This is a genomic window from Pseudogemmobacter sp. W21_MBD1_M6, assembly GCF_052119585.1.
Classification (GTDB): Bacteria; Pseudomonadota; Alphaproteobacteria; order Rhodobacterales; family Rhodobacteraceae; genus JBGQOJ01.
Map to the genome: position 1 here is coordinate 42,890 of NZ_JBGQOJ010000019.1, position 23,319 is coordinate 66,208.

Here is a 23,319-nt window from a genome sequence, read left to right on the forward strand (position 1 = left end):
ATGTGAAGGCCGCACGCATTTTCGACCTTTACATGACAAAAACTGTCAAGTATCCGACCCTTGCTTTACGAACGCCAGCCACGGGGCATGATCCGCCCTCTTCAAGCCAGCCAGAGCGTCCGCAACCACCAATGGTCCGGACTGGAAAAACTTGAACGAGGGATAACGACATGCGCTCTTTTCGCAATACGACTGCCGTTTCGCGGCGCACCAATTCGGGCCTTTTGGGGGCCACTCTGACTGCGGCCTGCCTTGCGGGCGCAGCCTCGGCCCAGACAGCCAGCGACGATGTTTTTGTCCTGCCGACCGTCGACGTCGAAACCACAGAGGTCGCACCCACCCCGGTCCGCGCACCGCAAACCCTGCGCCGTGCCGCAAGCCCGCGTTCCACACCCGCCGCACCGCAGCTTTGCACCCCTGATTTCGCAGGCACCCCCGTATGCGCAGCCGAAGACGCGGCGGCCAGCGAGGCCGCAGCGGCAGAGGCCAGGACCGCAGCGGCAAAGGCACGCGCCGGAAACGACCGGTATGCCGATCCGAATGCAGCACTGAAGGCCGACACCCTGTCGATCGGCAAGCTTCCCGGCAAGGTGCGCGATATGCCCCGCACCGTCACCGCCGTGACCAAGGAGGCGCTGGAAACCACCGGCACGACCTCTGTGCGCGAACTGGCCCGAACCACGCCCGGCATCTCTCTTGGCTTCGGCGAGGGCGGCAATGCCTTTGGCGACAACCTGTATATCCGTGGCTTCAAGGCCAACAACGACGTTTATGTCGACGGCGTCCGCGATCCGGGCATCGGCGTGCGGGAAACCTTCAACACCGAACAAGTCGAAGTGCTGAAAGGTCCTGCCGGCACCATCGGCGGGCGCGGCACCACGGGTGGTGCGCTGAACATCGCGACGAAAAAGCCGCAGGACTTGGATTTCACGCAGTTCGGCACCATGCTGACAGACGCCGGAACCAAGCGCACGACCTTTGACGTCAACCGCGTCATGGACGACCGGTTTGCGGTCCGCCTTAACGGCCTGTTGCAGGATGGCGAAGTTGCTGGCCGCGAGTCTGTGCAGGACGACCGCGAAGGCCTGGCCGCCGCCGCGCGTTACAAGCTGACAGACACCGTCACACTGGAAGGCGACCTTACTTATACCAAAGTCGAGCAGACGCCGGATTGGGGTGTGCCCTTTATCGCGCCCGTCGACGAGGCAAACGCCTTGGGCCTGCCGACCGGGCCGGTCACCGAATTCGGCGTCGATCGGGACATCTTTTACGGCGTCAAAGGGCGCGATTTCCAGGATGCCAGCAGCACGGTCGCCACGGGCCGGCTGATCTGGGAAATCGACAACGGCATGACCCTGAGCAACACCCTGCGCGCATCATCGGCGATCAACGACTATATCCTGACAGCGCCCAGTTCCGTCGATGACAACGGCTCGACCAACCCTGCCGACTGGACCACAAGCCTTAGTTTCAAAAGCCGGTATCAGGAAACAGAGGTGTTGGCCAATGAACTGGAGCTGACCGGAAAATCCACACTGGGCGGCGTCGATCACAGCTATGTTCTGGGTCTGCATCTTAGCGAAGAGCGCGTCGCGACCTATGGATACGACAATTTGACAAGCGAGGATTACCTGCCCCCCGCAGGCGCGCGCGGTTGCGTGGTCAGCGTTATCGACCCCGATCCAATTGCGGCTGGTTGCTGGTCCGGTGAAAGCGCGTCTCTGGCCGCTGGTCACACCGATACCCGCGTGCGGACCGCCTCGATTTATGCACTGGATACCGTTCAACTGTCTGAAAAATGGGCCGTGAACGGCGGTGTCAGGGTCGATCATTACGACGTGAAACGCGACAGCGACAACGGTGCCGGCACCGTGACCTCTTATGGCCGCAAGGACACAATGTGGAACTGGAACGCGGGCGTCACCTACAAGCCGCAAGTGGCGTTGACCTTCTATGGTGCGGTTGCGACGTCGACCAACCCGATGGGGCAAGAGATTGCATCGGGCGGCGGTTTCTATGGCGGTCTGGACGAGAACGGACAGGCGCTTGCGCCGGAAAAGAACACGTCGCTTGAGGTGGGGGTAAAGTATGAATACGCCAGAAACCTGTTGCTGACCGCCGCCCTTTTCCGCACCACCAAGGACAACGCACGCGAAGATATCGGCGGTCGGGGCAATTCGGTCACCTATGATACACTAAGGTATCAGGTGCAGGGCCTTGAACTGGGCGTCGCAGGCAAGGTGCATGACCGTCTTGGCCTTTATGGCGGGCTGGTCCTGATGGACAGCGAAATCCTTGAAAGCCAGGACCCGAACGCGCTGGGGAAAAAAGTGCCCAACATCGCCGGGGCGCAGTTGAACCTGTTGGCAACCTATGACGTGACCAAGGATCTGATGCTGGGCCTGCAAACCAACTATGTGGGCGATCGCGCATTGGGCGGCACCTATGCCAATGGCAAAACGCTGCCCGAACATTGGACCTTCGACATCGTCGGGTCCTACCATCTGGCGGATACAACCGAAATCCGGTTTGGCGTGACCAATGCGACCAACCAGACGGTCTATGACGCGGCCTATCGTTCAGGCGAGCCATTCACCTATGTCGCACCGGGCCGCGAAATCTGGGCGGCGGTCAATTTCACGTTCTAGTTCCACCTTCACCACCCGCGCGGGCGGTTCCCGAATTGCCCGCGCGACGTCATTTCCCACCAAGACAGGCAGGCCGACATGTTGATCACGATCCCTCAGGTTCTGGACAAGGCCGCAGTGCGCGCGCTGCGCGACAGGCTGGACACCGCCCAATGGCAGGACGGGCGTCAGACCGCAGGCGTGCAATCCCGAAGCGTGAAGCGCAACCAGCAGCTGCCCGTTGACGGCACAGAGGCACGCGAACTGGGCGCACAGGTGCTGCGCGCGCTGACCGCGCATCCACTGTTCCTGTCTGCCGCCCTGCCGCTGCGCATCCTGCCGCCGATGTTCAACCGATACGAGACCGGACAGACCTTCGGTGTCCACGTCGACAACGCCATTCGCGTTTCACCACTGACGCAGGAACGCCTGCGCGCCGATCTGTCGATGACGTTGTTCCTGTCAGAGCCGGACGACTACGACGGCGGCGAACTGGTGATCGAGGACCACTACGGCACGCAGGCGGTCAAACTGGCGGCGGGGGATATGGTGCTTTATCCCTCTACGTCGTTGCACGAAGTCCTGCCCGTCACCCGCGGCGCGCGGGTGTCGTCGTTCTTCTGGCTGCAAAGCATGGTGCGGTCGAACGAACAGCGCACGATGCTGTTCGATCTGGACCAGACGATTCAGGCGCTGGCCGAACGTCTGGGCAGCGACGACGCCGAGGTCGTGCGCCTGACCGGCCTTTATCACAACATGATCCGTCTCTGGTCCGAGGTTTGAACCATGCGCCATATCCCCATCGCCCTTGTCCCCCTGATACTGACCGCCGGTCGCGCCCGCGCACAGGGCACCACCGACCACTGGACGACATTCAACACCTGGCTGGCCACCGCAGGGCAGGACCACATGTCGCCCGTCGGCATGTTCCTGGCCGCTGATATCGTCGTGCAATCCGTGATGGTGGCTCTGGCGTTTGCCTCGGTTGCGACATGGGCGATCTTTGTCGCCAAGCTGCTGACGCTGGCCGTGGCCCGCCTGCGGCTGGGGCGCAGCTATCGCAGGCTGGACGGGCTGGGGACGATTGCAGGCAATGCCCCCCGCGGCCGTGGCCCCTTGTCCGCCATGATCGCCGCCGCGGTGACCGAACGTGATCGCGCCAGTGCGGATATGCCCCGCGCCGGGATCAAGGATCGCGCGGACTCCGCTCTCTCCCGGGTCGAGGCCGGCGCCGCCCGGCGCATGGCCGCCGGCACCGGTGTTCTGGCCAATGTCGGGTCCGTTGCGCCCTTCGTGGGCTTGTTCGGCACGGTCTGGGGTATCATGAACAGCTTCGTCTCGATTGCGGAAACCAACACCACCAACCTTGCCGTTGTCGCCCCCGGCATTGCAGAGGCGCTGCTGGCGACTGCGCTGGGTCTGGTCGCGGCTATTCCGGCGGTAATCTTTTACAACGTGTTGTCGCGCGCCATCACCGGCTACCGCGTCATGCTGACCGATGCGGCGACGCTGGTGCAACGCACGCTGTCGCGCGACCTTGACCGCGCGGCCCTGGCCCCGCCCCTTATGCAAGCGGCGGAGTGATACCATGGGCGCGAAAATCGGTGGAACAGATGACGATCTGGCGGAACAAAGCGACATCAACATCACCCCCTTCATCGACGTGATGCTGGTGCTGCTGATCATCTTCATGGTCGCGGCCCCGCTCTCGACTGTCGATATTCCGGTGGAATTGCCCGTCGCCGTGGCTGATGCCCCGCAGCGCCCGTCAGACCCCGTGTTCATCACCATCGCAGAGGATCTGTCGCTCTCGGTCGGGGAACGCCCCGTTGCCGGGGACGCCTTGACGATGGAGATCGGTATCGCCACACGCCTGGACCGGGACGCGCGGCTGTATCTGCGTGCCGACACCTCTGTCCCCTACGGAGAGCTGATCGCGGTGATGAACCAGCTACGCGCGGCAGGCTACCTGAAGGTCGGCCTTGTCGGTCTTGACGCGGCCACTGTCGACGCCGACGCAAGGGAGCGGGTTGAATGAGCCTGGTTTATGCCCAAGGGAACAGCGGCGCGGTTATCTGGGCGATGGCCCTGGCGGGCAGCATCGGTGTGCACGCGGCCCTGTCGGCGCAATTACTGAAAACCCCGCCGCCTGTCGTGCCTGCCGATGCGGGGGTGACGGGCGCGATCCTGTTCGATTTGTCAGACATCATCACCGCCCCGTCAGAGATCGGCGTGGCAAACATCGCCGTTGCCGAAGCGCAGGACGCGCCGACGGTCACCGAAAGCCCCGAAGCGGTCGAGGCGGCAAAGGCGGACGACCAGCCCATGCTGGCCCAGATCCCCTATGAGGTGGAAGACGACAGCCTGAAATTCGGCGTCGCCAGCCCGGAGCCACCAACTGACACCGAAGTGCGCGCCACAGAAATCGCAAGCGCCTTTGACGAGGAGCAGATTCTGGAACCCAGCGCCGTCGGGGCCGTCGCCGCCGAGGCGCAGATGGCAGCGACCGACGGATCGGACGCCGCACAGCAGGGCGACACAGCGCAGGCCAGCACCGAAGGGCTAACCGCCAGGGACATGGCCCAGATTGCCGATTGGCAAAAGTCGATCGTCGTGCGGATTGCGGCGGCCAAGACCTATCCGGGGCTGGCCCGCGACAAAAAGATCGAGGGCGAGGTGCGCGTCCGGTTTACCATCGACCGATACGGTGCCGTTGTGTCGCGCGTTGTGGAAACCTCCTCGGGGTGGCCGGTGCTGGATCAGGCGGCGCTGGCGGTGCTGGATGGCATCGACAAGCTGCCGACGCCACCGCAGCAGCTTGGTCGCGACCGGATCACGATGATCGTGCCGATCAACTATCGGTTCAGATAGACACAGTCCGGCGTTATGTCGGCAATCGTCCGGCACCCGGCCAGCACCATCGTGACCTCCAGTTCGTCCCGCAACATCCGCAACACATGGCTTGCCCCCTGTGCGCCGCCCGCCGCCAGCCCCCACATCACCGGTCGCCCAACCAGAACGGCGACAGCCCCCAGTGCCAGCGCCTTGAAAATATCCGCGCCGCGCCGGATACCGCTGTCCATAAGCACCGGCACGTCCCCTTTCACCTCTGCCACGACGCCGGGCAGAACCGAAATTGCCGAAGGCACCCCGTCCAGCACGCGCCCCCCGTGGTTCGAGACCACAATCCCGGCGGCCCCCGACGCCACAGCCAATGCGGCGTCCGCAGGTGACAGGATGCCCTTCAGGACGACCGGCAAAGTCGCGTTGCGGCACAACCACGCGACATCGTCCCAGTTGGGCAAAATATGGGCGACACGGTCGAACAACATGGATTCATCGGGACGCAAGGGGGCAAATCCGGGCCACGCGGCATCGCAGAGATTGACCGCCGCGACATCGCCGGGCAGCCGGAAACCCGCCGCGATTTCGCGGTCGCGGACACCGTTCACCGGCGCATCGACGGTCAGCACCAGCGCCGCGAACCCGGCGCGCCTTGCCCGATCTGCCAGCGCCAGTGTCGACGTGCGTCCGGCCTGCCAGTAAAGCTGGAACCAGGCGCAATTGCCCTCGCCCGCACTTTGGACGTCTTCCATCGCCGTCGCGGACTGCGCGCTCAGGATCATGCCGACCCCCTGTGCCGCTGCGGCCTGTGCAGTGGCACATTCCCCCCGTGGCGACAGAAGCGTCTGATAGGCGACAGGCGCGACCAGCACAGGGCAGGACAGGCGAGAGCCAAGAACCCGGACCGCCGTTCCACCACCGCGCACATCCCGCAGCACGCGGGGTAAAATGGCGATCCGGTTGAAATCCCGCCGATTGGCGGCCAGCGTCAGCTCGTCCCCCGCGCCACCATCGAAATAGGCGCGGTGGGCTGGGTCAAGGCGGTCGTGCGCCGCGATGCGGTATGCGTCGATTGTCGAAGGTGTCTTGGGCATATTTTCCCTCGCTGGCAGGGACTTGGCCTGCATCTGTCCTGAGGGAACGGGATGCCACACTTATTTCTGACAGAAAAGATCGGAATTGACAAATCTGATTCTTTTTGTCAGGTAACAGGTGCTGATCCGACACCACGGGATTAGCCGTCTGGACAATATTTTTATGGAAATGCCGATGAGACCCGAGACATCCGACCATGATCCGGAAAGCCGGCGTGCGCCCCCCTTTGCCATGAAAACCGCAGCCGGCGCGGGGTGCGCCGTCACATCGTCATCCCAACCGGGTGGATCATCGCTGCGCGGGGCAAAGGCCGGACAGCGCAGGACAGAGCGCCCGACATGATAGACAGCCCCCCCAAAGACCTTTGCGGCGCTGGCTCGGTGCTGCTGCCGACATATCAAGCCCGCCGACTGACGAAAGACGGCGATCAGGCCTATATTGTGCTTGATGGTCAGGTCTATACGCTGCGCATCACGCGCGCCGGAAAGCTGATCCTGACGAAATGATCCGTGGTTGCGGTGAACCAAAAGCCGGGTGGCGGGTGGCTTTGTGATCCAGGCAAATGCCTTATGACCGGGATGCAATGCCCCCGCGACCCGACATCCGAACACGGCGACCCGATCACGCGCACCCCGCCTCGGGAGCGTGTAGTTTCAGCTGTTGCGCAGCCTGCGGCGCGGATATTTTCAGAACAAAGACAAGGGGCTAGTCGCGCAGAACGGCGCCGGGGTTCATGATGCCATTCGGGTCAAGTGCCGTCTTGATCGCCCGCATCGTGGCGAGTTTTGCCGGATCGCCGTATTTTTCCAGATCGGCGACCTTCAACCTGCCGATGCCGTGTTCCGCACTGACAGAGCCGTCCATCGCGTCGACAAGATCATGCAGAACCTCTTTGACCTTTGGCCGGATCGCATCGTAGTCGCTGCGGTGTTTGCCCTTCACGGGGAAGACATTGTAATGCAGGTTGCCATCCCCCAGATGCCCGAAGCAATTGATCCGGAAGGTGCCGATCTGCGCCAGGGCCTGACCCGCGCGGATGATGAATTCCGCGATCCGGCCCATCGGCAGCGCGATGTCCTGCGACGAGACAGACCCGATCCGGCGGTTTGCCTCGGGGATGCTTTCGCGGACCTGCCAAAAGCTTTGGCGTTGCGCCCCTGACTGGGAAATCACGCCATCGCTGACCAGACCGCGCGCGTGGGCCTCTATGAAGAGCTGCTCCAGCGCATCGCTGACCTCCAGCCCCATGGGAAGGCCGACGTCGATCAGCACCGTCCATTCGGGCGGGGTCTGGAACGGAAGGCGGACCTCTGGCATCACCTCTGCCAGAAACTCCATGCTTTGGCGGTGGATGATTTCAAATGCGGATACGCTATCGCCCATGCGGTCACGCGCCAGCGCCAGCAGCTCTAGCGCCGCCTCGGGGTCGGGAACGATCAACATTGCGGCACCGGTTCCGACGGGCTGCGGGAACAGTTTCAGCGAGGCCGCCGTGATGATCCCCAACGTCCCTTCGGCCCCGATCATCAGATGGCGCAAATCATAGCCCGTGTTGTTCTTGCGCAGCCGCGACAGGCCGTTCCAGATTTGGCCGTCAGGCAGCACCACCTCCAACCCGAGGCACAGATCGCGGGTGTTCCCGTAGCGCAGAACGTTCACACCGCCGGCGTTCGTCGCAAGATTTCCACCGATCCGGCAGGACCCTTCGGACGCCAGCGACAGCGGGAACAGCCGGTCAACGCCGATCGCGGCGGATTGAATGTCTTGCAGGATCGCGCCCGCCTCGGCCACCAGCACGTTTTCATTGGGATAGATGTCGCGGATCGCGGTCATGCGTTCCACCGTCAGGATCACAGGCGTCGGCCCACCGGGAAAGATCTGGCCACCGACCAGCCCGGTTCCGCCCGCATAGGGCACGATCCCTACCCGCGCGTCGTTGCAGGCCCGCACAACCGTGGCAACGTCCTGCGCATTGGCGGGCGCCACCAGAAGTGCCGTGGTCCCGGCATACCGGCCACGCGGCTCCTCGAGGTATTTCGGAGTGACCTCGCGGAAGGCGTCGGCGGGCAGAAGACTGCGCAGATGGGTCTCGAACGCCGGAGTAACGGGGTTTAGCATGGCGGCTCCTTTAGCGTCAGGATGAGGCTTGGCTGCAGCTGGCGCGTCAACCAAGGGAATGCGGTAGGGGTCAGGTGCCCGCGTCGGTGCGCCCGCGCCTGTCGTTGCGGATATTGGCGTAGAGAACATGGGTGCGCCACCGTCCGTTGATCTGCAAATAGCTTTGCGCGACGCCCTCGTATTTGAAGCCGGATTTTTCCAGAACCCCGCGCGATGCGATGTTTTCGGGCAGACAGGCCGCCTCGATCCGGCTGAGGTCCATCGTGTGAAACGCGTAATGGGTCACCGCCTCGATGGCTTCGCGCATGAATCCCTGCCGCGCAAAACCCGCACCGATCCAATAGCCCAGCGTTCCGGCCTGCGCGGGACCGCGGCGGATATTGTCAAGCGTGATCGCCCCCAGAACCGCATCGTCGCCCCGGCGCGTTACGAACAAAGGCATGGCGGACCCGTTGGAAATGGACCGCTGCGCCCAGTAAACGCGGTTGGTAAAGGCCTTGCGGCTTAGGTGATCTGCCGCCCAGCCCGGTTCCCATGGGATCAGGAAATCGGCGCTGTCACGACGGACATCTGCCCAGTCGCGATAGTCGGAATGCTGTGGCGGGCGCAGGCTAAGCCGGTCCGTTTCGATCCTGACCTTGCGCCGCCGCGTTAGCATCAGGCAGCAAGCCGCCCGCGCAATTGTTCCAGTGTCGGGGCCTGATCGACAGGGCCATAAAGCGCAAGCGCCGCCGCCCCGCCCACCATCTGCCCCGCGAAATCCTTGACATCGCGGGTTGTGACGGCGTCGATCCGTTCGATGGTTTCGGCCAAATCGGGGACGCGCCCCCAGATGGCAATCATCCGCGCCAGACGCTCCGCCCGACTGGACGGGCTTTCCAGCCCCATCAGCAGACCGGCCTTCATCTGGGCGCGGGCGCGGGCGACCTCGGCATCGGACATATCGTCGGCAGAGCGTTTCAGCTCGTCCATGGTCAGATCCGCCAACTCGCCGATCTGGTCGGCGCTGGTGCCCGCATAGATCGTCGTGCAGCCCGTGTCCTCGTAGGCACCGGCCTGGGCGAAGATCGTATAGCACAGGCCGCGCTTTTCGCGGACCTCCTGAAACAGACGCGACGACATGCCGCCGCCGAACGCGGTCGAGAAAATCTGGCTCGTGTAGATGCCGGTGTCGCGATAGCTTGGCCCCTCAAAGGCCAGTGCGAAATGCACCTGCTCCAGCGATTTGACCTCGCGGCGCTCTCCGGTTCGGAACTTGGCCGATGTGACCTGAAGGCTGGTCGAGGACGGCAGATGGCCGAACAGTTTTTCCGCCTCGCGCACCAGCGTGTCGTGATCCACGGCACCGGCGGCGGACAGGATCATCTGACCTGCGCCATAGCGTTCGCCCACAAAACCCGACAGATCCTGGCGGCTGAAGCTGCTGACGCGCTCTGCCGGGCCCAGAATGGTGCGGCCGATCGGTTGCTCGGGGTAGGATACCTCTTGCAGCCAGTCAAAGATGATGTCGTCGGGCGTATCCAGCGCCTGACCGATTTCCTGCAAGATCACGCCACGCTCGACCTCGATCTCTTTCGGGTCGAACACGGGGTTCAGCACGATATCGGCGATGACATCCAGCGCCAGCGGCACATCGTTTTCCAACACGCGGGCATAATAGGCGGTCATCTCGCGGCTGGTGTAGGCGTTGATATAGCCGCCCACATCCTCGATCGCCTCGGCGATTTCCAGCGAGGTCCGCCGCGCCGTACCCTTGAACGCCATATGTTCCAGAAAATGGGCGATGCCATTCTGCTCGATGCGTTCATGGCGGCCACCCGCCTGCACCCAGATACCGATAGAGGCGGATTGCAGGCCGGGCATATGTTCGGTCACAACGCGGAATCCGTTGGACAATGTGTGTAATTGCACGCTCACGAGGCGATGCGCTCCTTGATCAGGGTTTCGAGTTCGCTCAGGTCGTTGCCGACCCGCGTCACACGTTCGGCACGCTCATATAAGTCCGCCATGCGCGATGGCAAGGGCGGGCGCTGTCCGCAGGCCGCCTCGACCGCGTCGGGAAACTTGGCGGGATGTGCTGTTGCCAGCGTAATCATCGGCACGGCACTTGTGCCGATGTCTTCGGCCACCTTCACCCCTGTGGCTGTATGCGGGCAGAGGATTTCGCCGGTCTGCGCAAAGATGCGTGCGATCGTCGCCTTGGTGTCTTCCTCTGACGAGCGTCCGCTGGCAAATGTGTCTTGCAGCATTTCCAGCGCACCTTGTGACACGGTAAACCCGCCGGTTTTCAATTCCGACATCAGCTGTGCCACGGCAGATCCGTCCCGCCCGTAAGCGTCGAACAACGCGCGTTCAAAATTGGACGAGACCTGAATATCCATCGACGGGCTGATCGTGGGCGTCACACCTTCGGTCTTGTAGGCGCCCGTCGTCAGACAGCGATGCAGAATGTCGTTTCGGTTGGTCGCGACCACCAGCTTTTCAATCGGCAGGCCCATCTTTCTGGCAATGTAGCCCGCAAAGATGTCGCCGAAATTGCCGGTCGGCACAGTGAAACTGACGGGGCGCAGGGGGCTGCCCAGCGACACGGCGGACGAAAAGTAATACACGACCTGCGCCAGAACCCGCGCCCAGTTGATAGAGTTGACGCCGGCAAGGCGCACGCCGTCGCGGAATTCGAAATCGTTGAACATATCCTTCACACGGGCCTGACAATCGTCGAAATCCCCGTCCACGGCCAAGGCATGAACGTTCGCCTCCGACGGTGTGGTCATCTGGCGGCGCTGCACCTCTGACACGCGGCCATGCGGATACAGGATGAACACATCCACCGCATCAAGACCGCGAAACGCCTCGATCGCGGCGCTGCCCGTATCGCCAGAGGTCGCACCCACAATCGTCACCCGCTCGCCAGAGCGGTTCAGCGCAAACTGGAACATCTGGCCTATCAGCTGCATCGCGAAGTCTTTGAACGCCAGCGTCGGACCGTGGAACAGTTCCAGCAGGAAATGGTTCGGGCCAAGCTGCACCAAAGGCGCGCGGGCGACGTGGCCGAAACCGGCATAGGTGCGCGCCAGAATGCCGGTAAATTCGGCGTCGGTGAACGTGTCGCCGATGAACGGCTTCATCACGCGGAACGCGATCTGCTCGTAGGTCATCCCAGCCATCTCTGCGATCTCTGACCGCGACAGCGTGGGAATGGTTTCCGGCACATAAAGCCCGCCGTCGCGGGCAAGCCCCGTCAGCATCGCCTGTTCGAATGTCAAAACCGGCGCCGTGCCCCGTGTCGAGATATACCGCATGAATCCTGCCCTTAAACCGCTTGCCGCCTGATACGCCACAGAAGGAACCCTGTCATCCCCAACCAGACCACCGCCAAGGAATACCATGTGATTGCGTAGTTCAAGTGGTCGTTAGGAATACCCGCGCCATCAATCGGCAGCGGTGTAATCACGCCACCATCCGGCCCCTGACGCGCCACGATCAGCACCGGCTCCGTATCCAGCGCCGCAGCCATCGCGGGCAGATCACGGGCGAACCAGATGTTTTTGCCAAGGTCGGGCGCAGGGGTATAGCCGTCCACCTCGACCGGCCACAACAGGTTGCCGGTAAAGGTCACCGGACCGGTTGGCAGCGCTGGCAATTGGTCCTCGACCAGCATGAACCCGCGATCCACCAGAATGCGGCGGTCACCGACCGTCAGCGGCGATATAATGCGGTAGCCCGCCCCGATCTGCTTCTGGCTGACCAGAACGCGGATGTAGGCGGGATCAAGAACGCCTGTCACGGCGACCGGCAGATACTGATCTGCCGTTGCATCCGGCGCGTCGGGCAAGGCGACAGGGGCCGCCACCATCCGCGCGTCGATCTCTGCCAGAAGGCTTTGCTTCCACGCCAGGCGCTGCATCTGCCATGTGCCCAGCCAGACCAGAATGGCCGCGCCAATCAGCCCGAACAGCAGGGGAACAATCATACGCGTGGTCATTTGCGGCACCTTTCAAATGGAAAAGCGCGCGCCCTCGGGCCCGCGCTTTGTGTTTTATTTGGGCATCTGCCGGTCTGGCATATGCGCCCCGGTATCAGGCGCCCCAGATGTAGACGGCCCCGAACAGGAACAACCAGACAACATCCACAAAATGCCAGTACCAGGCCGCAGCCTCGAAGCCGACGTGGCGTTCTGGCGTAAAGTGCCCTTTCAACGCACGCATCAGGCACACGAACAAGAAGATCGTGCCGATGATGACGTGGAACCCGTGAAAGCCGGTCGCCATGAAGAAGTTCGCGCCATAGATGTTGCCCGAGAACCCGAAGGTCGCGTGGCTGTATTCGTAGGCTTGGAACACCGTGAACACCGCACCCAGAACAATCGACAGAATCAGGCCGTTCACCAGATCCTTGCGGTTGTTTTCGTGGACCAGCGCGTGGTGCGCCCAAGTGGCCGCCGCGCCAGAGCATAGCAGGATCAGCGTGTTTATCAGCGGCAGGTGGAACGGGTCGAAGGTTTCGATCCCTGCTGGCGGCCAAACACCATCAACCGCAGGAGAGTTCGGGCCCATCGGATACATGGCGTGCTTGAAAAAACTCCAGAACCATGCCGAAAAGAACATCACTTCGGACATGATGAAGAAGATGAAGCCATAGCGCAGACCGATGCGGACAACCGGTGTGTGGTCGCCCTGCTCGCCTTCGGTGACCATTTCCGACCACCAGCCGAACATGACGTAGGCCACCATGGCAAAGCCGATCAGCAAGACCCAAGGGCCGCTGTCGTGAAAGAACAACACCGCGCCGAACAGCATGATGAAGCCCCCCAGCGCACCCAGAAGCGGCCAGAGTGAGGGAGTTAGAATGTGGTAGTCGTGGTTTTTTTCATGCGCCATGTGCGATCCCCTGTTGGGACTTAGTTAACGGGTGCCAAAGGAACAGACAAGGAGGCCTGTTCGACGGGCAATTCGGTTTCGTGGAACGTGTACGACAGAGTGATCTCTTTGACAAACTTTGCATCGCGATCAGTTACGATTTCCGGGTCCACATAGAAAGTGACGGGCATTTGCACCCGCTCACCGGGTTGAAGCACCTGCATGTTAAAGCAGAAGCAGTCAATCTTTGTAAAATAATAGCCCGCGCTGAACGGCGCGACATTATAGCTGGCCGTGCCTGCGATGGCATGGTCGGTCGGGTTATAGGCCTCATAGAACGCAAGGCCGGTCTCGCCGATCCGCAGTTCCATGCTCGGCTGAACCGGCTTGAACTCCCATTTCATATCCCTGTCGATATTCGCATCGAAGCGGATCTTGACGGTGCGGTCCAGAATCACGTCCGACCCGGTCGAGGCGGTATTGGTAAAGCCGCCAAATCCGGTGACGCTGCAAAACCAGTTGTAGAACGGCACCGATGCCCAGGCCAGCGCGCCCATCAGTACGACAACCGACACCGCCTGTGCCGCCGTTTTGTTCTTCGGGTCCATTGCCATCAGTTCGTTACCCCCGTCGCCTCGCGCGCGGCCTCTGTCACGTTGGTGTTCGTGACCTTGACCACGGTCAGCCCGAAAACGATCGCTACAAAGCCGGCAAGCACCAGACCAAGGCCCAGATTTCGGCTGAACCGACGGGTGTGCAATTCGTGTTCTTTACCCAGTGCCATTAGAAAATTCCCGAACCGGAGCTGCGCAAAGCCGCATCCGCCAAAAGCGCACCGAAGTGCAAAAAGAGATACAGAAGCGAAAAGCGGAAGAACGCCTTTTCGACCTTGTAATCGTCGGCATCGGCTGCAGCGTCGTTCCGGCGCCAGATCTGCACGGCCCCCTTCAGGAACCACAGGTTCAGCGCGACAGCCGTGACCAGATAGACCGGCCCACCGATCGAGGTGAATGCGGTGCCGATGGCAATCGGCGCCAGCAGCACGGTATAGGCCAGAATGTGGTTCCGCGTCACCTTGCGCCCGTGGGTCACGTTCAGCATCGGCACACCGGCATCGGAATAATCCGATTTCATGAACAGGGCCAACGCCCAGAAATGCGGCGGCGTCCACATGAAAATCACCATGAACATCAGAACCGCTTCAACCGATACGCCACCCGTGGCCACAGCCCAGCCGATCATCGGCGGAAAGGCACCCGCCGCGCCGCCGATCACGATGTTCTGCGGGGTCAGGCGCTTTAGCCAGATCGTATAGACGACGGCGTAAAAGAAAATCGTAAAGGCCAGCAGGCCCGCCGCGACAATATTCGAGGCAAGCCCCAGCATGACGACCGAAAAACCGGCCAGCGCCATACCGACGCCCAGCGCCTCGCGGGCCTCGACCTTGCCCGAGGGCACGGGCCGCGATTTGGTCCGGCGCATCAGCGCGTCGATATCGGCATCCCACCACATGTTCAGCGCGCCAGAGGCACCGCCACCCACCGCGATAAACAGGATCGACGCGAAACCAACCATCGGGTGCACGGGAACGGGGGCGACCAGAAGACCGACCAAAGCGGTAAACACCACCAGCGACATCACGCGCGGCTTCAACAGCGCAAAGTAATCGCCGAATCCGGCCTCGCCGGTGTCCACGCCTGTTTGGGTATAGATGCTGGTGTCGGTCATTGGTGGCCCTCTGGTAAAGCGGGCCGCGGGGATACGCGGCCCTGCCTTCTAGATCAGTTGTTCGATGCGACGGTCAGCGGCGCGGGCGTGCCCGCATATTCCGCAATCGCGCCTTGCAGCCATGCGTCATAAGCTTCCTGGCTGACGACCTTGACGGTGATCGGCATATAGGCGTGGTCCTTGCCGCACAGCGCGGAGCACTGGCCAAAGTATACGCCTTCTTTTTCAGGACGGAACCACAGTTCCGACAGGCGGCCCGGAACGGCGGACAGCTGCACGCCGAAGGCTGGCATGAACCATCCGTGGATCACATCGGACCCCGTGGTGGTCACGATGACGGTCTTGTTCACAGGCAGAACAAGCGCTGTATCGGTGGCCAGCAGATATTCGTCGTCGGCATAGCCGTTCGCGGCCAGCTCTTCGCGGGGCAGAAGGAAGCTGTCAAAGCCGAACTGGCTGTCGACATACTCGTAGCTCCAGTACCACTGGTTGCCAGTCACCTTGATATGGATGTCCCCTTCGGGGATTTCCTGCTGCTTGAACAGGATAGGCAACGAGAACGCGCCGATAAACACCAGAATGACAACAGGAACGATGGTCCATGCCACTTCAAGCGGAGAATTGTGGGTGAACGTCGCAGGCTTCGGGTTGGTTTTGCTGTTATACCGCACGGCGATATAGGCCAGCAGTAGGCAGACGAGAACCACGATCGCGATGATAATCACGTTGATGAACCCGTCCAGCCACTGCAACTCGCGCGCTGTTTCAGTTACGGCCAGCTGAAAGCCGGTGCCGCCAGGCTGGGGCTTGCCGATTGTTTCCAGCCCCCGAAGGCTGTCCTGCGCAATTGCTGCACCGGCAAAGACTGTGGCTGTCGCTGCGGCCCAGAGGCCCGAAATCTTGGTCAAAAGTCGCATGTTCATTTCCTGTTCGCATACTGGCGGCGGCTACCGCCCACGAGGGCCCCATCCGGTGTCGGACGGAATCCCATTGTGTCCCGCGCGTTTGAAACCATATTACAGGTGTCGGAACAAGCAGTTCATGCGCGGCATTCAGCCGCTTGTGCCATATTGGGCCGAAAAACCGGAGTTTTTTTAGATGCCAGCAGATCGCTTTCGCCCGTTTGACACCGACCTTGACCAGGACCGCGCCCTTTCACTGCTTCGTGAAGCCACGCATGGCGCCGATGACGGAGAGCTTTTTCTGGAGCGGCGCCGCTCCGAAGGGCTGGTCTTCGACGACGGCCGGGTCAAAACGGCAAGCTATGACGCATCCGAAGGCTTCGGGCTGCGCGCCGTCCGAGGAGAGACCGCCGGATACGCCCATTCCAGCACCCTGACGGAATCCGCGCTGAAACGTGCCGTGGAAACCGCGCGGCTTGCCGTGGGTGCGGGCGGCGGCACCATCGCCTCTGCCCCGCAGGCGACCAACCAAAGACTTTACACCGACAACGACCCGATGGACGACGCGGTGTTTTCCGTGAAAATCGACACGCTGCGCGAGATCGACGCATACGCCCGCGCGCTCGATCCGCGGGTCATTCAGGTCTCGGCGACTCTGGCCGCATCCATTCAGGAGGTCGCGATCCTGCGGCCCGAGGGGCATCTGGTCACCGACACCCGCCCTATGACGCGTCTGAACATCAGCGTGATCGTCGAGGCCAACGGTCGCCGCGAAAGCGGGTCGATGGGCGGCGGCGGGCGCACCGGCCTGACGGGTCTGATCGACAGCGCCCACTGGCAGGCCACCGCAAAAGAGGCGCTGCGCATCGCGCTGGTGAACCTTGACGCCATCCCCGCCCCTGCGGGCATGATGGATGTGGTGCTTGGCGCGGGCTGGCCCGGTATTTTGCTGCACGAGGCCGTGGGCCATGGCCTTGAAGGCGATTTCAACCGCAAGAATACAAGCGCGTTCTCTGGCCTGATCGGCAAACAGGTCGCCGCCAAGGGTGTGACCATTCTGGACGACGGCACGATTCCCGACCGCCGCGGGTCTATCACCGTCGACGACGAAGGCACGCCAAGCGCGCGCAATGTGCTGATCGAGGACGGCATCCTGGTCGGCTACATGCAGGACCGCCAGAATGCCCGCCTGATGGGGGTCGCTGCCACCGGAAACGGGCGGCGCGAAAGCTATGCTCATGCGCCGATGCCGCGCATGACCAACACCTATATGCTGGGCGGCGACGCGAACCCGGCCGACATCATCGCGGACCTGAAAGACGGGATCTATGCCGTAGGCTTTGGCGGCGGTCAGGTGGATATCACCAACGGCAAGTTCGTGTTCAGCTGCACCGAGGCCTACCTTGTAAAGAACGGCAAGATCGGCGCGCCGGTCAAAGGTGCCACGCTGATCGGTGACGGCCCCGCCGCGATGAAACAGATCCGCGCCATCGGCAACGACATGGCGCTGGACCCCGGCATCGGCAATTGCGGCAAGGCGGGCCAATGGGTGCCCGTGGGCGTGGGCCAGCCCACATTGCTGATCGGCGGGCTGACCGTCGGCGGTTCGGCCACGTAAGGACGGTTTCGATGAAAGGCATGATTGACCAGTTGGGCGATACGCTTCGGGGCAAACGCCTGCCGCTGGACCATATACCCGTGGTTGATCTGGCACCGCTTTTGTCGGGCGAAAACACCGACCGGATGGCACAAGACATCCGGTCGGCGCTGTCCAACATCGGTTTTTTCTATGTGCGGAACCACGGTGTAACCGACGGGTTGATCGAGCGCGCCTTCGCCGCGTCAAAATCGTTCTTCGACCTGCCGCTGCCCGAAAAGATGGCGCTGCACATCTCAAAGTCGGGCGAGGCCCTGCACGGCTACACCGAGACATTCGGAGAGAACACAGACCCTGCCCGCACCAAAGACCTGAAGGAGATCTTCGACCTTGGCCGCCCCGCACGGGACGGCCTGACGCGACCCTTCTTTGGCCCGACGCCATGGCCCGACGCGCTACCGGAGTTTGAGACGGTGATGATGCAATACCACACCGAACTTCTGGCCCTTGCCCGTCGCATACTGTCGGGCATCGCCCTGTCCCTGACCCTGCCGCGCGATTATTTCGAGCCGATGATGCAAGAGCCCGTCGGCATCCAGCGCCTTTTGCACTATCCGCCGCAAAACGCGGTCAAGGATGACAGCATGATCGGGATCGGGGCCCATACCGACTATGGCTGTCTGACGATTCTGGCGCAGGATGACGTGGGCGGATTGCAGATCATGAACCGCGATGGCGAATGGATCGACGCGCCCCCGATTCCCGACACCTTTGTCATCAACATCGGCGACATGATGCAGCGGCTGACAAATGACGTCTATCTGGCGAATCTGCACCGTGTCATCAACGTATCGGGGCGGGAAAGATACTCGATTCCATTATTTTTCGATGTCGATTACCAGACGGTCTTTGCCCCTCTGGAGGTCTGCACATCGCCTCAAAACCCCGCAAAATATGATCCGATCATGTGCGGGGCGCATAAATGGGCGCGGTATTCGGCCAGCTATCCACACCTGAATCCAAAACAGGCGATTTCGTTTACTCCGTCTTAACTGTCTTTCGCACATGGTGGCTCTGCAAGCAGATGGAGCCACGATGGCCGAAACCCACTTTTCTTCCACTCACCCCCCACTCCCACCCACCACGGAAGAAATCCGGTTGTCGTGGCTCCGATTAATCCGCTCGCGGCGGGTCGGCCCCACAACGTTTCACCGCCTCATGGCGGAACATGGCACGGCAAAGGCCGCGTTGGACGCCCTGCCAGAGGTCGCTCGCGAAGCGGGCGTCACCGGCTACACCGTCTGCCCTGAAGGTGTTGCACTTGCCGAACTGAAGGCCGCCAAAACCGCAGTTGCCCGCATGGTCTGCCATGGCGACCCCGCCTACCCCGCAGCCCTTTACGATATACCCGACGCCCCCCCGATCCTCTGGGCGATGGGGGATGTTTCCCTTTTGTCGCGCCCGATGGTGGCTCTGGTCGGGGCGCGAAACGCGTCCAGTCTGGGAACGCGCATGGCCAAGGCGCTGGCCACCGGCCTGTCAGACGCGGGGATTGTCGTGACCTCCGGCCTTGCGCGCGGGATCGACACTGCGGCCCATCTTGCGGCCCTGCCCAAAGGGACGGTCGCGGTGATGGCGGGCGGCGTCGATGTGATCTATCCGACGGAAAACACTCCGCTTGCCGAAAAGATCGCCGCAATCGGCCTGCGTCTGTCCGAACAACCCATGGGGATGTCCCCGCAGGCGCGGCATTTCCCGACCCGTAACCGCATCATATCGGGCCTGTCCCAAGCGGTTGTTGTGGTCGAGGCGGCGGCGAAATCCGGCAGCCTGATCACCGCGCGCAACGCGCTGGATCAGGGGCGCGATGTGCTGGCGGTGCCGGGCCACCCCTTCGATGCGCGTGCCGCCGGTTGCAATATGCTGATCCGCGATGGCGCAACGCTTGTCAGGGGGATCGGCGATGTTCTGGATGCCATTCGCCAGCCGGACCCGCGACAAGCCACGCTGGCCCTGCCAGCGCCCGAACCGCAAAAACCCAGCCCCCCCAAACGAAGCTTGGCGGACACCGCCGCGCTTCACAGCCAGATCCTGTCGCGCCTTGGCCCGTCGCCCGTGGCAGAGGACCAGCTGATCCGCGACCTGAAAGTCCCCGCCTACAGCGTGGCACCCGCCCTGCTCAATCTGGAGCTTGAAGGCAAGATCATCCGCCAATCCGGCGGGCTTTTATCACTGGTCCATTAGCACCCCTGCCACCCTGCATTGACATTCCGGCCTAAGGCACCACATCTTGCGCGGCCATTGCATTACCGCGAGTCGGAAGGAATTTCATGCCAGTTGTTGTTGTAGAATCGCCAGCCAAGGCCAAGACAATCAACAATTATCTGGGGAAAGACTTTGTTGTTCTGGCCTCTTACGGCCATGTGCGCGACCTGCCCCCGAAGGATGGATCGGTCGACACAGACAACGATTTCGACATGAAATGGGAAATCGCGAACGACAGCAAGAAGCACGTCAAAGCCATCGCAGACGCCCTGAAAAACGACAATGTCCTGATCCTCGCGACCGACCCCGACCGCGAGGGAGAGGCGATTTCGTGGCACCTGCAAGAGGCCCTGACCGCCCGCAAGGCGATCAAGAAAGACACCGCCGTCAGCCGCGTGGTGTTCAACGCGATCACCAAATCCGCCGTGACCGAAGCGATGAAAAATCCGCGTCAGGTGGACCAGCCGCTGGTCGATGCCTATCTGGCCCGCCGCGCGCTGGACTATCTGGTGGGCTTTAACCTGTCGCCCGTTCTGTGGCGCAAACTGCCCGGTGCAAAATCGGCGGGGCGGGTGCAGTCGGTCTGTCTGCGCCTGATCGTCGAGCGCGAGATGGAGATCGAGGCATTCAAGAACCGCGAATACTGGACGGTCAAGGCAGTCCTGCAAACCCCGCGCGGTCAGGAATACGAGGCACGACTGACGGTTCTGGCTGGCAAGAAGCTGGAGAAATTCGACATCGTGAACGCCACGCAGGCCGAGATTGCCGTGCAGGCCATCACCTCGCGCGATTTGATCGTCAAATCGGTCGAGGCGAAACCGGCCACCCGCAACCCCTCGGCCCCGTTCATGACCTCGACCCTGCAACAAGAGGCCAGCCGCAAATTCGGCATGGGCGCACGCCAGACGATGAGCACCGCGCAGCGCCTCTACGAGGCCGGGTATATCACCTACATGCGGACCGACGGCATCGATATGGCCCCCGAGGCCGTGACAGCCGCCCGCACCGAGATCACCACACGCTACGGCAAAGAGTTCATCCCTGACAGCCCGCGCATCTATAAAAACAAGGCGAAGAACGCGCAGGAAGCCCACGAATGTATCCGCCCGACGGAAATGTCGGTTGACGCCTCCGCGCTGAAAACCACCGATGCCGACCAGCGCAAGCTGTATGACCTGATCTGGAAGCGCACGCTGGCCAGCCAGATGTCCGCAGCCCGCATGGAACGCACCACGGTCGATGTCGGCAGCGCCGATGGGCAGATCGAAATGCGCGCGACCGGTCAGGTTATGTTGTTCGAAGGCTTTATCAAGGTCTACGAAGAAGGCCGCGACGACAGCGTTCTGGACGACGATGACGGCGCGCGCCTGCCACAGATCGCCCGTGGCGAGCCCACCAAAAAGGGCGCCATCACGCCCGAGCAGCATTTCACACAGCCCCCGCCCCGCTACACCGAGGCGACGCTGGTCAAACGCATGGAAGAGCTGGGCATCGGCCGTCCCTCTACCTACGCATCTATCGTCACCACGATTCAGGACCGCGAATATGTCCGCAAGGACAAGAACCGCCTGATTCCCGAGGATAAGGGCCGTCTGGTCACGGCGTTCCTGTCGAACTACTTCCATAAATACGTGGAATACGATTTCACCGCCGATCTAGAGGAACAGCTGGACGATGTCTCGGCTGGAACCCGTGACTACAAAGAGGTCCTGACCCGCTTCTGGCGCGATTTCTCGGCGGCCATCGCTGAGACGTCAGAGCTGCGCATCACGGAAGTCCTTGAAAAAATCAACGATGTTCTGGCCCCGCACATCTTCCCCGCAAAAGAAGACGGCACCGATCCGCGCCTGTGTCCCAATTGCGGCGCGGGCCAGTTGTCGATGCGCACGGCCCGATCCGGCGGTGCGTTTATCGGCTGTTCCAACTATCCCGAATGCAAATACACCCGTCCCTTCGGCCCCCCCGGCATGGAAGAAGACGACGCGGTCGGCCCCGATGGCAAGGTTCTTGGCACCGACGGCGACGATATCATCAGCCTGCGCAAGGGCCGTTTCGGCCCCTATGTGCAACGCGGAGACGTGACCGAAGAACAACCCAAACCGCCCCGCGCCTCTATCCCCAAGGGCTGGTCGCTGGACGACCTTGATCTGGATAAGGCTTTGATGTTGCTGTCTTTGCCGCGCCAGATCGGGCCGCACCCCGACGACGGAGAGATGATCGAAAGCAACATCGGTCGCTACGGCCCTTATGTGAAGCACGGCAAGGTTTACGCAAATATCCCGGATGTTGAAGAGGTCTTTACCATCGGGATGAACCGCGCGGTCGAGGTTCTGGCGCAAAAGGCTGCATCGCGCGGGGGGCGCGGTGCGGCGGTTCCGCCCCTGAAAGAACTTGGCGAACACCCGTCCGATGGCGGCCCGGTCAATGTGATGAACGGACGCTACGGCGCCTATGTCAAATGGGGCAAGATCAACGCGACCCTGCCCAAAGACATCGAACCCGCAGACCTGACGATGGAGCAGGCCGTGGAATTGCTGACGGAAAAGGCCGGCAAGAAGGCTCCGGCGAAGAAACCGGCTGCAAAAAAGCCAGCAGTGAAGAAACCGGCGGCAAAGAAACCCGCCGTCAAAAAGCCGGCAGCGAAAAAGGCTCCCGCCACGAAAGTCGCAACCAAGGCCACAACCAAGGCCGATGCCAAAAACGCCGGTTGACGCTGCCTTCGGCATTCTGGATTATCTGCGCGGGGAATGATTGACATAAGCAATCATTCCCCGCGATACACCTGAAAAGTGAGTTACAGGGGAACGCTCTATGAAAAAGGTTTACGGCACGGCGGCAGAGGCATTGGATGGCCTTTTGTTTGACGGCATGCTTATCGCGGCGGGGGGGTTTGGCCTGTGTGGCATCCCCGAGTTGTTGATTTCGGCGATCCGCGATGCGGGCACGCAGAACCTGACGGTTGCCTCGAACAACGCAGGCGTTGACGATTTCGGTTTGGGGGTCTTGTTGCAGACCAGGCAGGTCAAAAAGATGATGTCCTCCTACGTTGGTGAAAACGCCGAATTCATGCGCCAATACCTGAGCGGCGAGCTGGAGCTGGAATTCAACCCGCAGGGCACTTTGGCAGAGCGGATGCGCGCCGGCGGCTGCGGCATTCCCGGATTTTACACCAAAACTGGCGTCGGCACGGTGATCGCCGAGGGCAAAGAGCACAAGGATTTCGACGGCCAGACCTACATCATGGAACGCGGCATCGTCGCCGATCTGTCGATCGTCAAGGCCTG

The 23,319-nt window shown here is 61.8% G+C and carries 23 protein-coding genes; 12 read left to right on the forward strand and 11 right to left on the reverse strand.

Going from position 1 to position 23,319, the window contains the following annotated elements; all coding sequences use genetic code 11:
* Positions 1–170: 170 nt before the first annotated feature.
* The 5 genes from ACEN2R_RS16025 to ACEN2R_RS16045 all read left to right on the forward strand — a co-directional run bounded on the left by ACEN2R_RS16025 (position 171) and on the right by ACEN2R_RS16045 (position 5,498).
* A complete protein-coding gene (locus tag ACEN2R_RS16025) occupies positions 171–2,648 on the forward strand; it encodes a TonB-dependent receptor (RefSeq protein ID WP_442043684.1) in 2,478 nt (825 codons plus the stop codon).
* 78 nt (positions 2,649–2,726) lie between these two features.
* A complete protein-coding gene (locus ACEN2R_RS16030) occupies positions 2,727–3,410 on the forward strand; it encodes a Fe2+-dependent dioxygenase (RefSeq protein WP_442043685.1) in 684 nt (227 codons plus the stop codon).
* 3 nt (positions 3,411–3,413) lie between these two features.
* Positions 3,414–4,211 (forward strand): tonB-system energizer ExbB, encoded by a 798-nt coding sequence (exbB, locus tag ACEN2R_RS16035; protein ID WP_442043686.1) that lies wholly within the window; start codon positions 3,414–3,416, stop codon positions 4,209–4,211.
* A 4-nt stretch (positions 4,212–4,215) separates the two neighbouring features.
* The gene (exbD, locus tag ACEN2R_RS16040) at positions 4,216–4,665 is read left to right on the forward strand and encodes a TonB system transport protein ExbD (RefSeq protein WP_442043687.1); all 450 of its coding nucleotides are present in this window, start codon (positions 4,216–4,218) and stop codon (positions 4,663–4,665) included.
* On the forward strand, positions 4,662–5,498 hold the full coding sequence (locus ACEN2R_RS16045; RefSeq protein WP_442043688.1) for an energy transducer TonB: 837 nt from the start codon (positions 4,662–4,664) through the stop codon (positions 5,496–5,498). Before exbD ends, ACEN2R_RS16045 begins: the two co-directional genes overlap by 4 nt.
* On the opposite strand, the gene ACEN2R_RS16050 is transcribed toward ACEN2R_RS16045, so the two are convergent.
* Complete coding sequence (locus tag ACEN2R_RS16050; protein WP_442043689.1) at positions 5,483–6,565, reverse strand: alpha-hydroxy acid oxidase; 1,083 nt, start codon at positions 6,563–6,565, stop codon at positions 5,483–5,485. The genes ACEN2R_RS16045 and ACEN2R_RS16050 overlap by 16 nt on opposite strands.
* A 175-nt stretch (positions 6,566–6,740) precedes the next feature.
* Between ACEN2R_RS16050 and ACEN2R_RS16055 the strand changes: the two genes are divergently transcribed.
* Positions 6,741–6,908 (forward strand): hypothetical protein, encoded by a 168-nt coding sequence (locus tag ACEN2R_RS16055; RefSeq protein WP_442043690.1) that lies wholly within the window; start codon positions 6,741–6,743, stop codon positions 6,906–6,908.
* Positions 6,905–7,072, forward strand: coding sequence for a hemin uptake protein HemP (hemP, locus tag ACEN2R_RS16060; protein ID WP_442043691.1), 168 nt, complete (start codon positions 6,905–6,907; stop codon positions 7,070–7,072). Before ACEN2R_RS16055 ends, hemP begins: the two co-directional genes overlap by 4 nt.
* 199 nt (positions 7,073–7,271) lie before the next feature.
* On the opposite strand, the gene ACEN2R_RS16065 is transcribed toward hemP, so the two are convergent.
* The 10 genes from ACEN2R_RS16065 to coxB form a co-directional block, all read right to left on the reverse strand.
* Positions 7,272–8,684, reverse strand: coding sequence for an FAD-binding oxidoreductase (locus ACEN2R_RS16065; RefSeq protein WP_442043692.1), 1,413 nt, complete (start codon positions 8,682–8,684; stop codon positions 7,272–7,274).
* Between the two features lie 70 nt (positions 8,685–8,754).
* Positions 8,755–9,342 carry a GNAT family N-acetyltransferase gene (locus ACEN2R_RS16070; RefSeq protein WP_442043693.1) on the reverse strand — a complete coding sequence of 196 codons (588 nt, stop codon included), beginning with the start codon at positions 9,340–9,342 and terminating at the stop codon, positions 8,755–8,757.
* Positions 9,342–10,601: a M16 family metallopeptidase gene (locus ACEN2R_RS16075; RefSeq protein WP_442043694.1), complete on the reverse strand. Its 1,260-nt coding sequence runs from the start codon at positions 10,599–10,601 to the stop codon at positions 9,342–9,344. The genes ACEN2R_RS16070 and ACEN2R_RS16075 overlap by 1 nt, the downstream gene beginning before the upstream one ends.
* Complete coding sequence (gene thrC / locus ACEN2R_RS16080; RefSeq protein WP_442043695.1) at positions 10,598–11,986, reverse strand: threonine synthase; 1,389 nt, start codon at positions 11,984–11,986, stop codon at positions 10,598–10,600. Before thrC ends, ACEN2R_RS16075 begins: the two co-directional genes overlap by 4 nt.
* A gap of 11 nt (positions 11,987–11,997) precedes the next feature.
* Positions 11,998–12,669, reverse strand: a complete 672-nt coding sequence (locus tag ACEN2R_RS16085; RefSeq protein ID WP_442043696.1) for an SURF1 family protein — start codon at positions 12,667–12,669, stop codon at positions 11,998–12,000.
* Positions 12,670–12,763: 94 nt separating this feature from the next.
* A complete protein-coding gene (locus ACEN2R_RS16090) occupies positions 12,764–13,564 on the reverse strand; it encodes a cytochrome c oxidase subunit 3 (RefSeq protein ID WP_442043697.1) in 801 nt (266 codons plus the stop codon).
* A 20-nt stretch (positions 13,565–13,584) separates the two neighbouring features.
* Positions 13,585–14,157, reverse strand: a complete 573-nt coding sequence (locus ACEN2R_RS16095) for a cytochrome c oxidase assembly protein (protein WP_442043698.1) — start codon at positions 14,155–14,157, stop codon at positions 13,585–13,587.
* Entirely contained in the window at positions 14,157–14,327 is a 171-nt protein-coding gene (locus ACEN2R_RS16100) for a hypothetical protein (RefSeq protein ID WP_442043699.1), read from the reverse strand. Before ACEN2R_RS16100 ends, ACEN2R_RS16095 begins: the two co-directional genes overlap by 1 nt.
* Positions 14,327–15,271 carry a heme o synthase gene (gene cyoE, locus ACEN2R_RS16105; protein WP_442043700.1) on the reverse strand — a complete coding sequence of 315 codons (945 nt, stop codon included), beginning with the start codon at positions 15,269–15,271 and terminating at the stop codon, positions 14,327–14,329. The genes ACEN2R_RS16100 and cyoE overlap by 1 nt, the downstream gene beginning before the upstream one ends.
* A gap of 53 nt (positions 15,272–15,324) precedes the next feature.
* Positions 15,325–16,188 (reverse strand): cytochrome c oxidase subunit II, encoded by an 864-nt coding sequence (gene coxB / locus ACEN2R_RS16110; protein WP_442043701.1) that lies wholly within the window; start codon positions 16,186–16,188, stop codon positions 15,325–15,327.
* 181 nt (positions 16,189–16,369) lie between these two features.
* Here coxB and tldD point away from each other — a divergent pair, with 181 nt between their 5' ends.
* The 5 genes from tldD to ACEN2R_RS16135 all read left to right on the forward strand — a co-directional run.
* Positions 16,370–17,791, forward strand: a complete 1,422-nt coding sequence (gene tldD / locus ACEN2R_RS16115; protein WP_442043702.1) for a metalloprotease TldD — start codon at positions 16,370–16,372, stop codon at positions 17,789–17,791.
* Positions 17,792–17,802: 11 nt separating this feature from the next.
* Positions 17,803–18,822, forward strand: a complete 1,020-nt coding sequence (locus ACEN2R_RS16120) for an isopenicillin N synthase family dioxygenase (RefSeq protein WP_442043703.1) — start codon at positions 17,803–17,805, stop codon at positions 18,820–18,822.
* Positions 18,823–18,865: 43 nt separating this feature from the next.
* Positions 18,866–20,014: a DNA-processing protein DprA gene (gene dprA / locus ACEN2R_RS16125; protein WP_442043704.1), complete on the forward strand. Its 1,149-nt coding sequence runs from the start codon at positions 18,866–18,868 to the stop codon at positions 20,012–20,014.
* 86 nt (positions 20,015–20,100) lie between these two features.
* Positions 20,101–22,746, forward strand: a complete 2,646-nt coding sequence (gene topA, locus ACEN2R_RS16130) for a type I DNA topoisomerase (protein ID WP_442043705.1) — start codon at positions 20,101–20,103, stop codon at positions 22,744–22,746.
* A gap of 100 nt (positions 22,747–22,846) precedes the next feature.
* The coding region (locus ACEN2R_RS16135) for a CoA transferase subunit A (protein ID WP_442043706.1) at positions 22,847–23,319 on the forward strand (473 nt) is incomplete at its 3' end.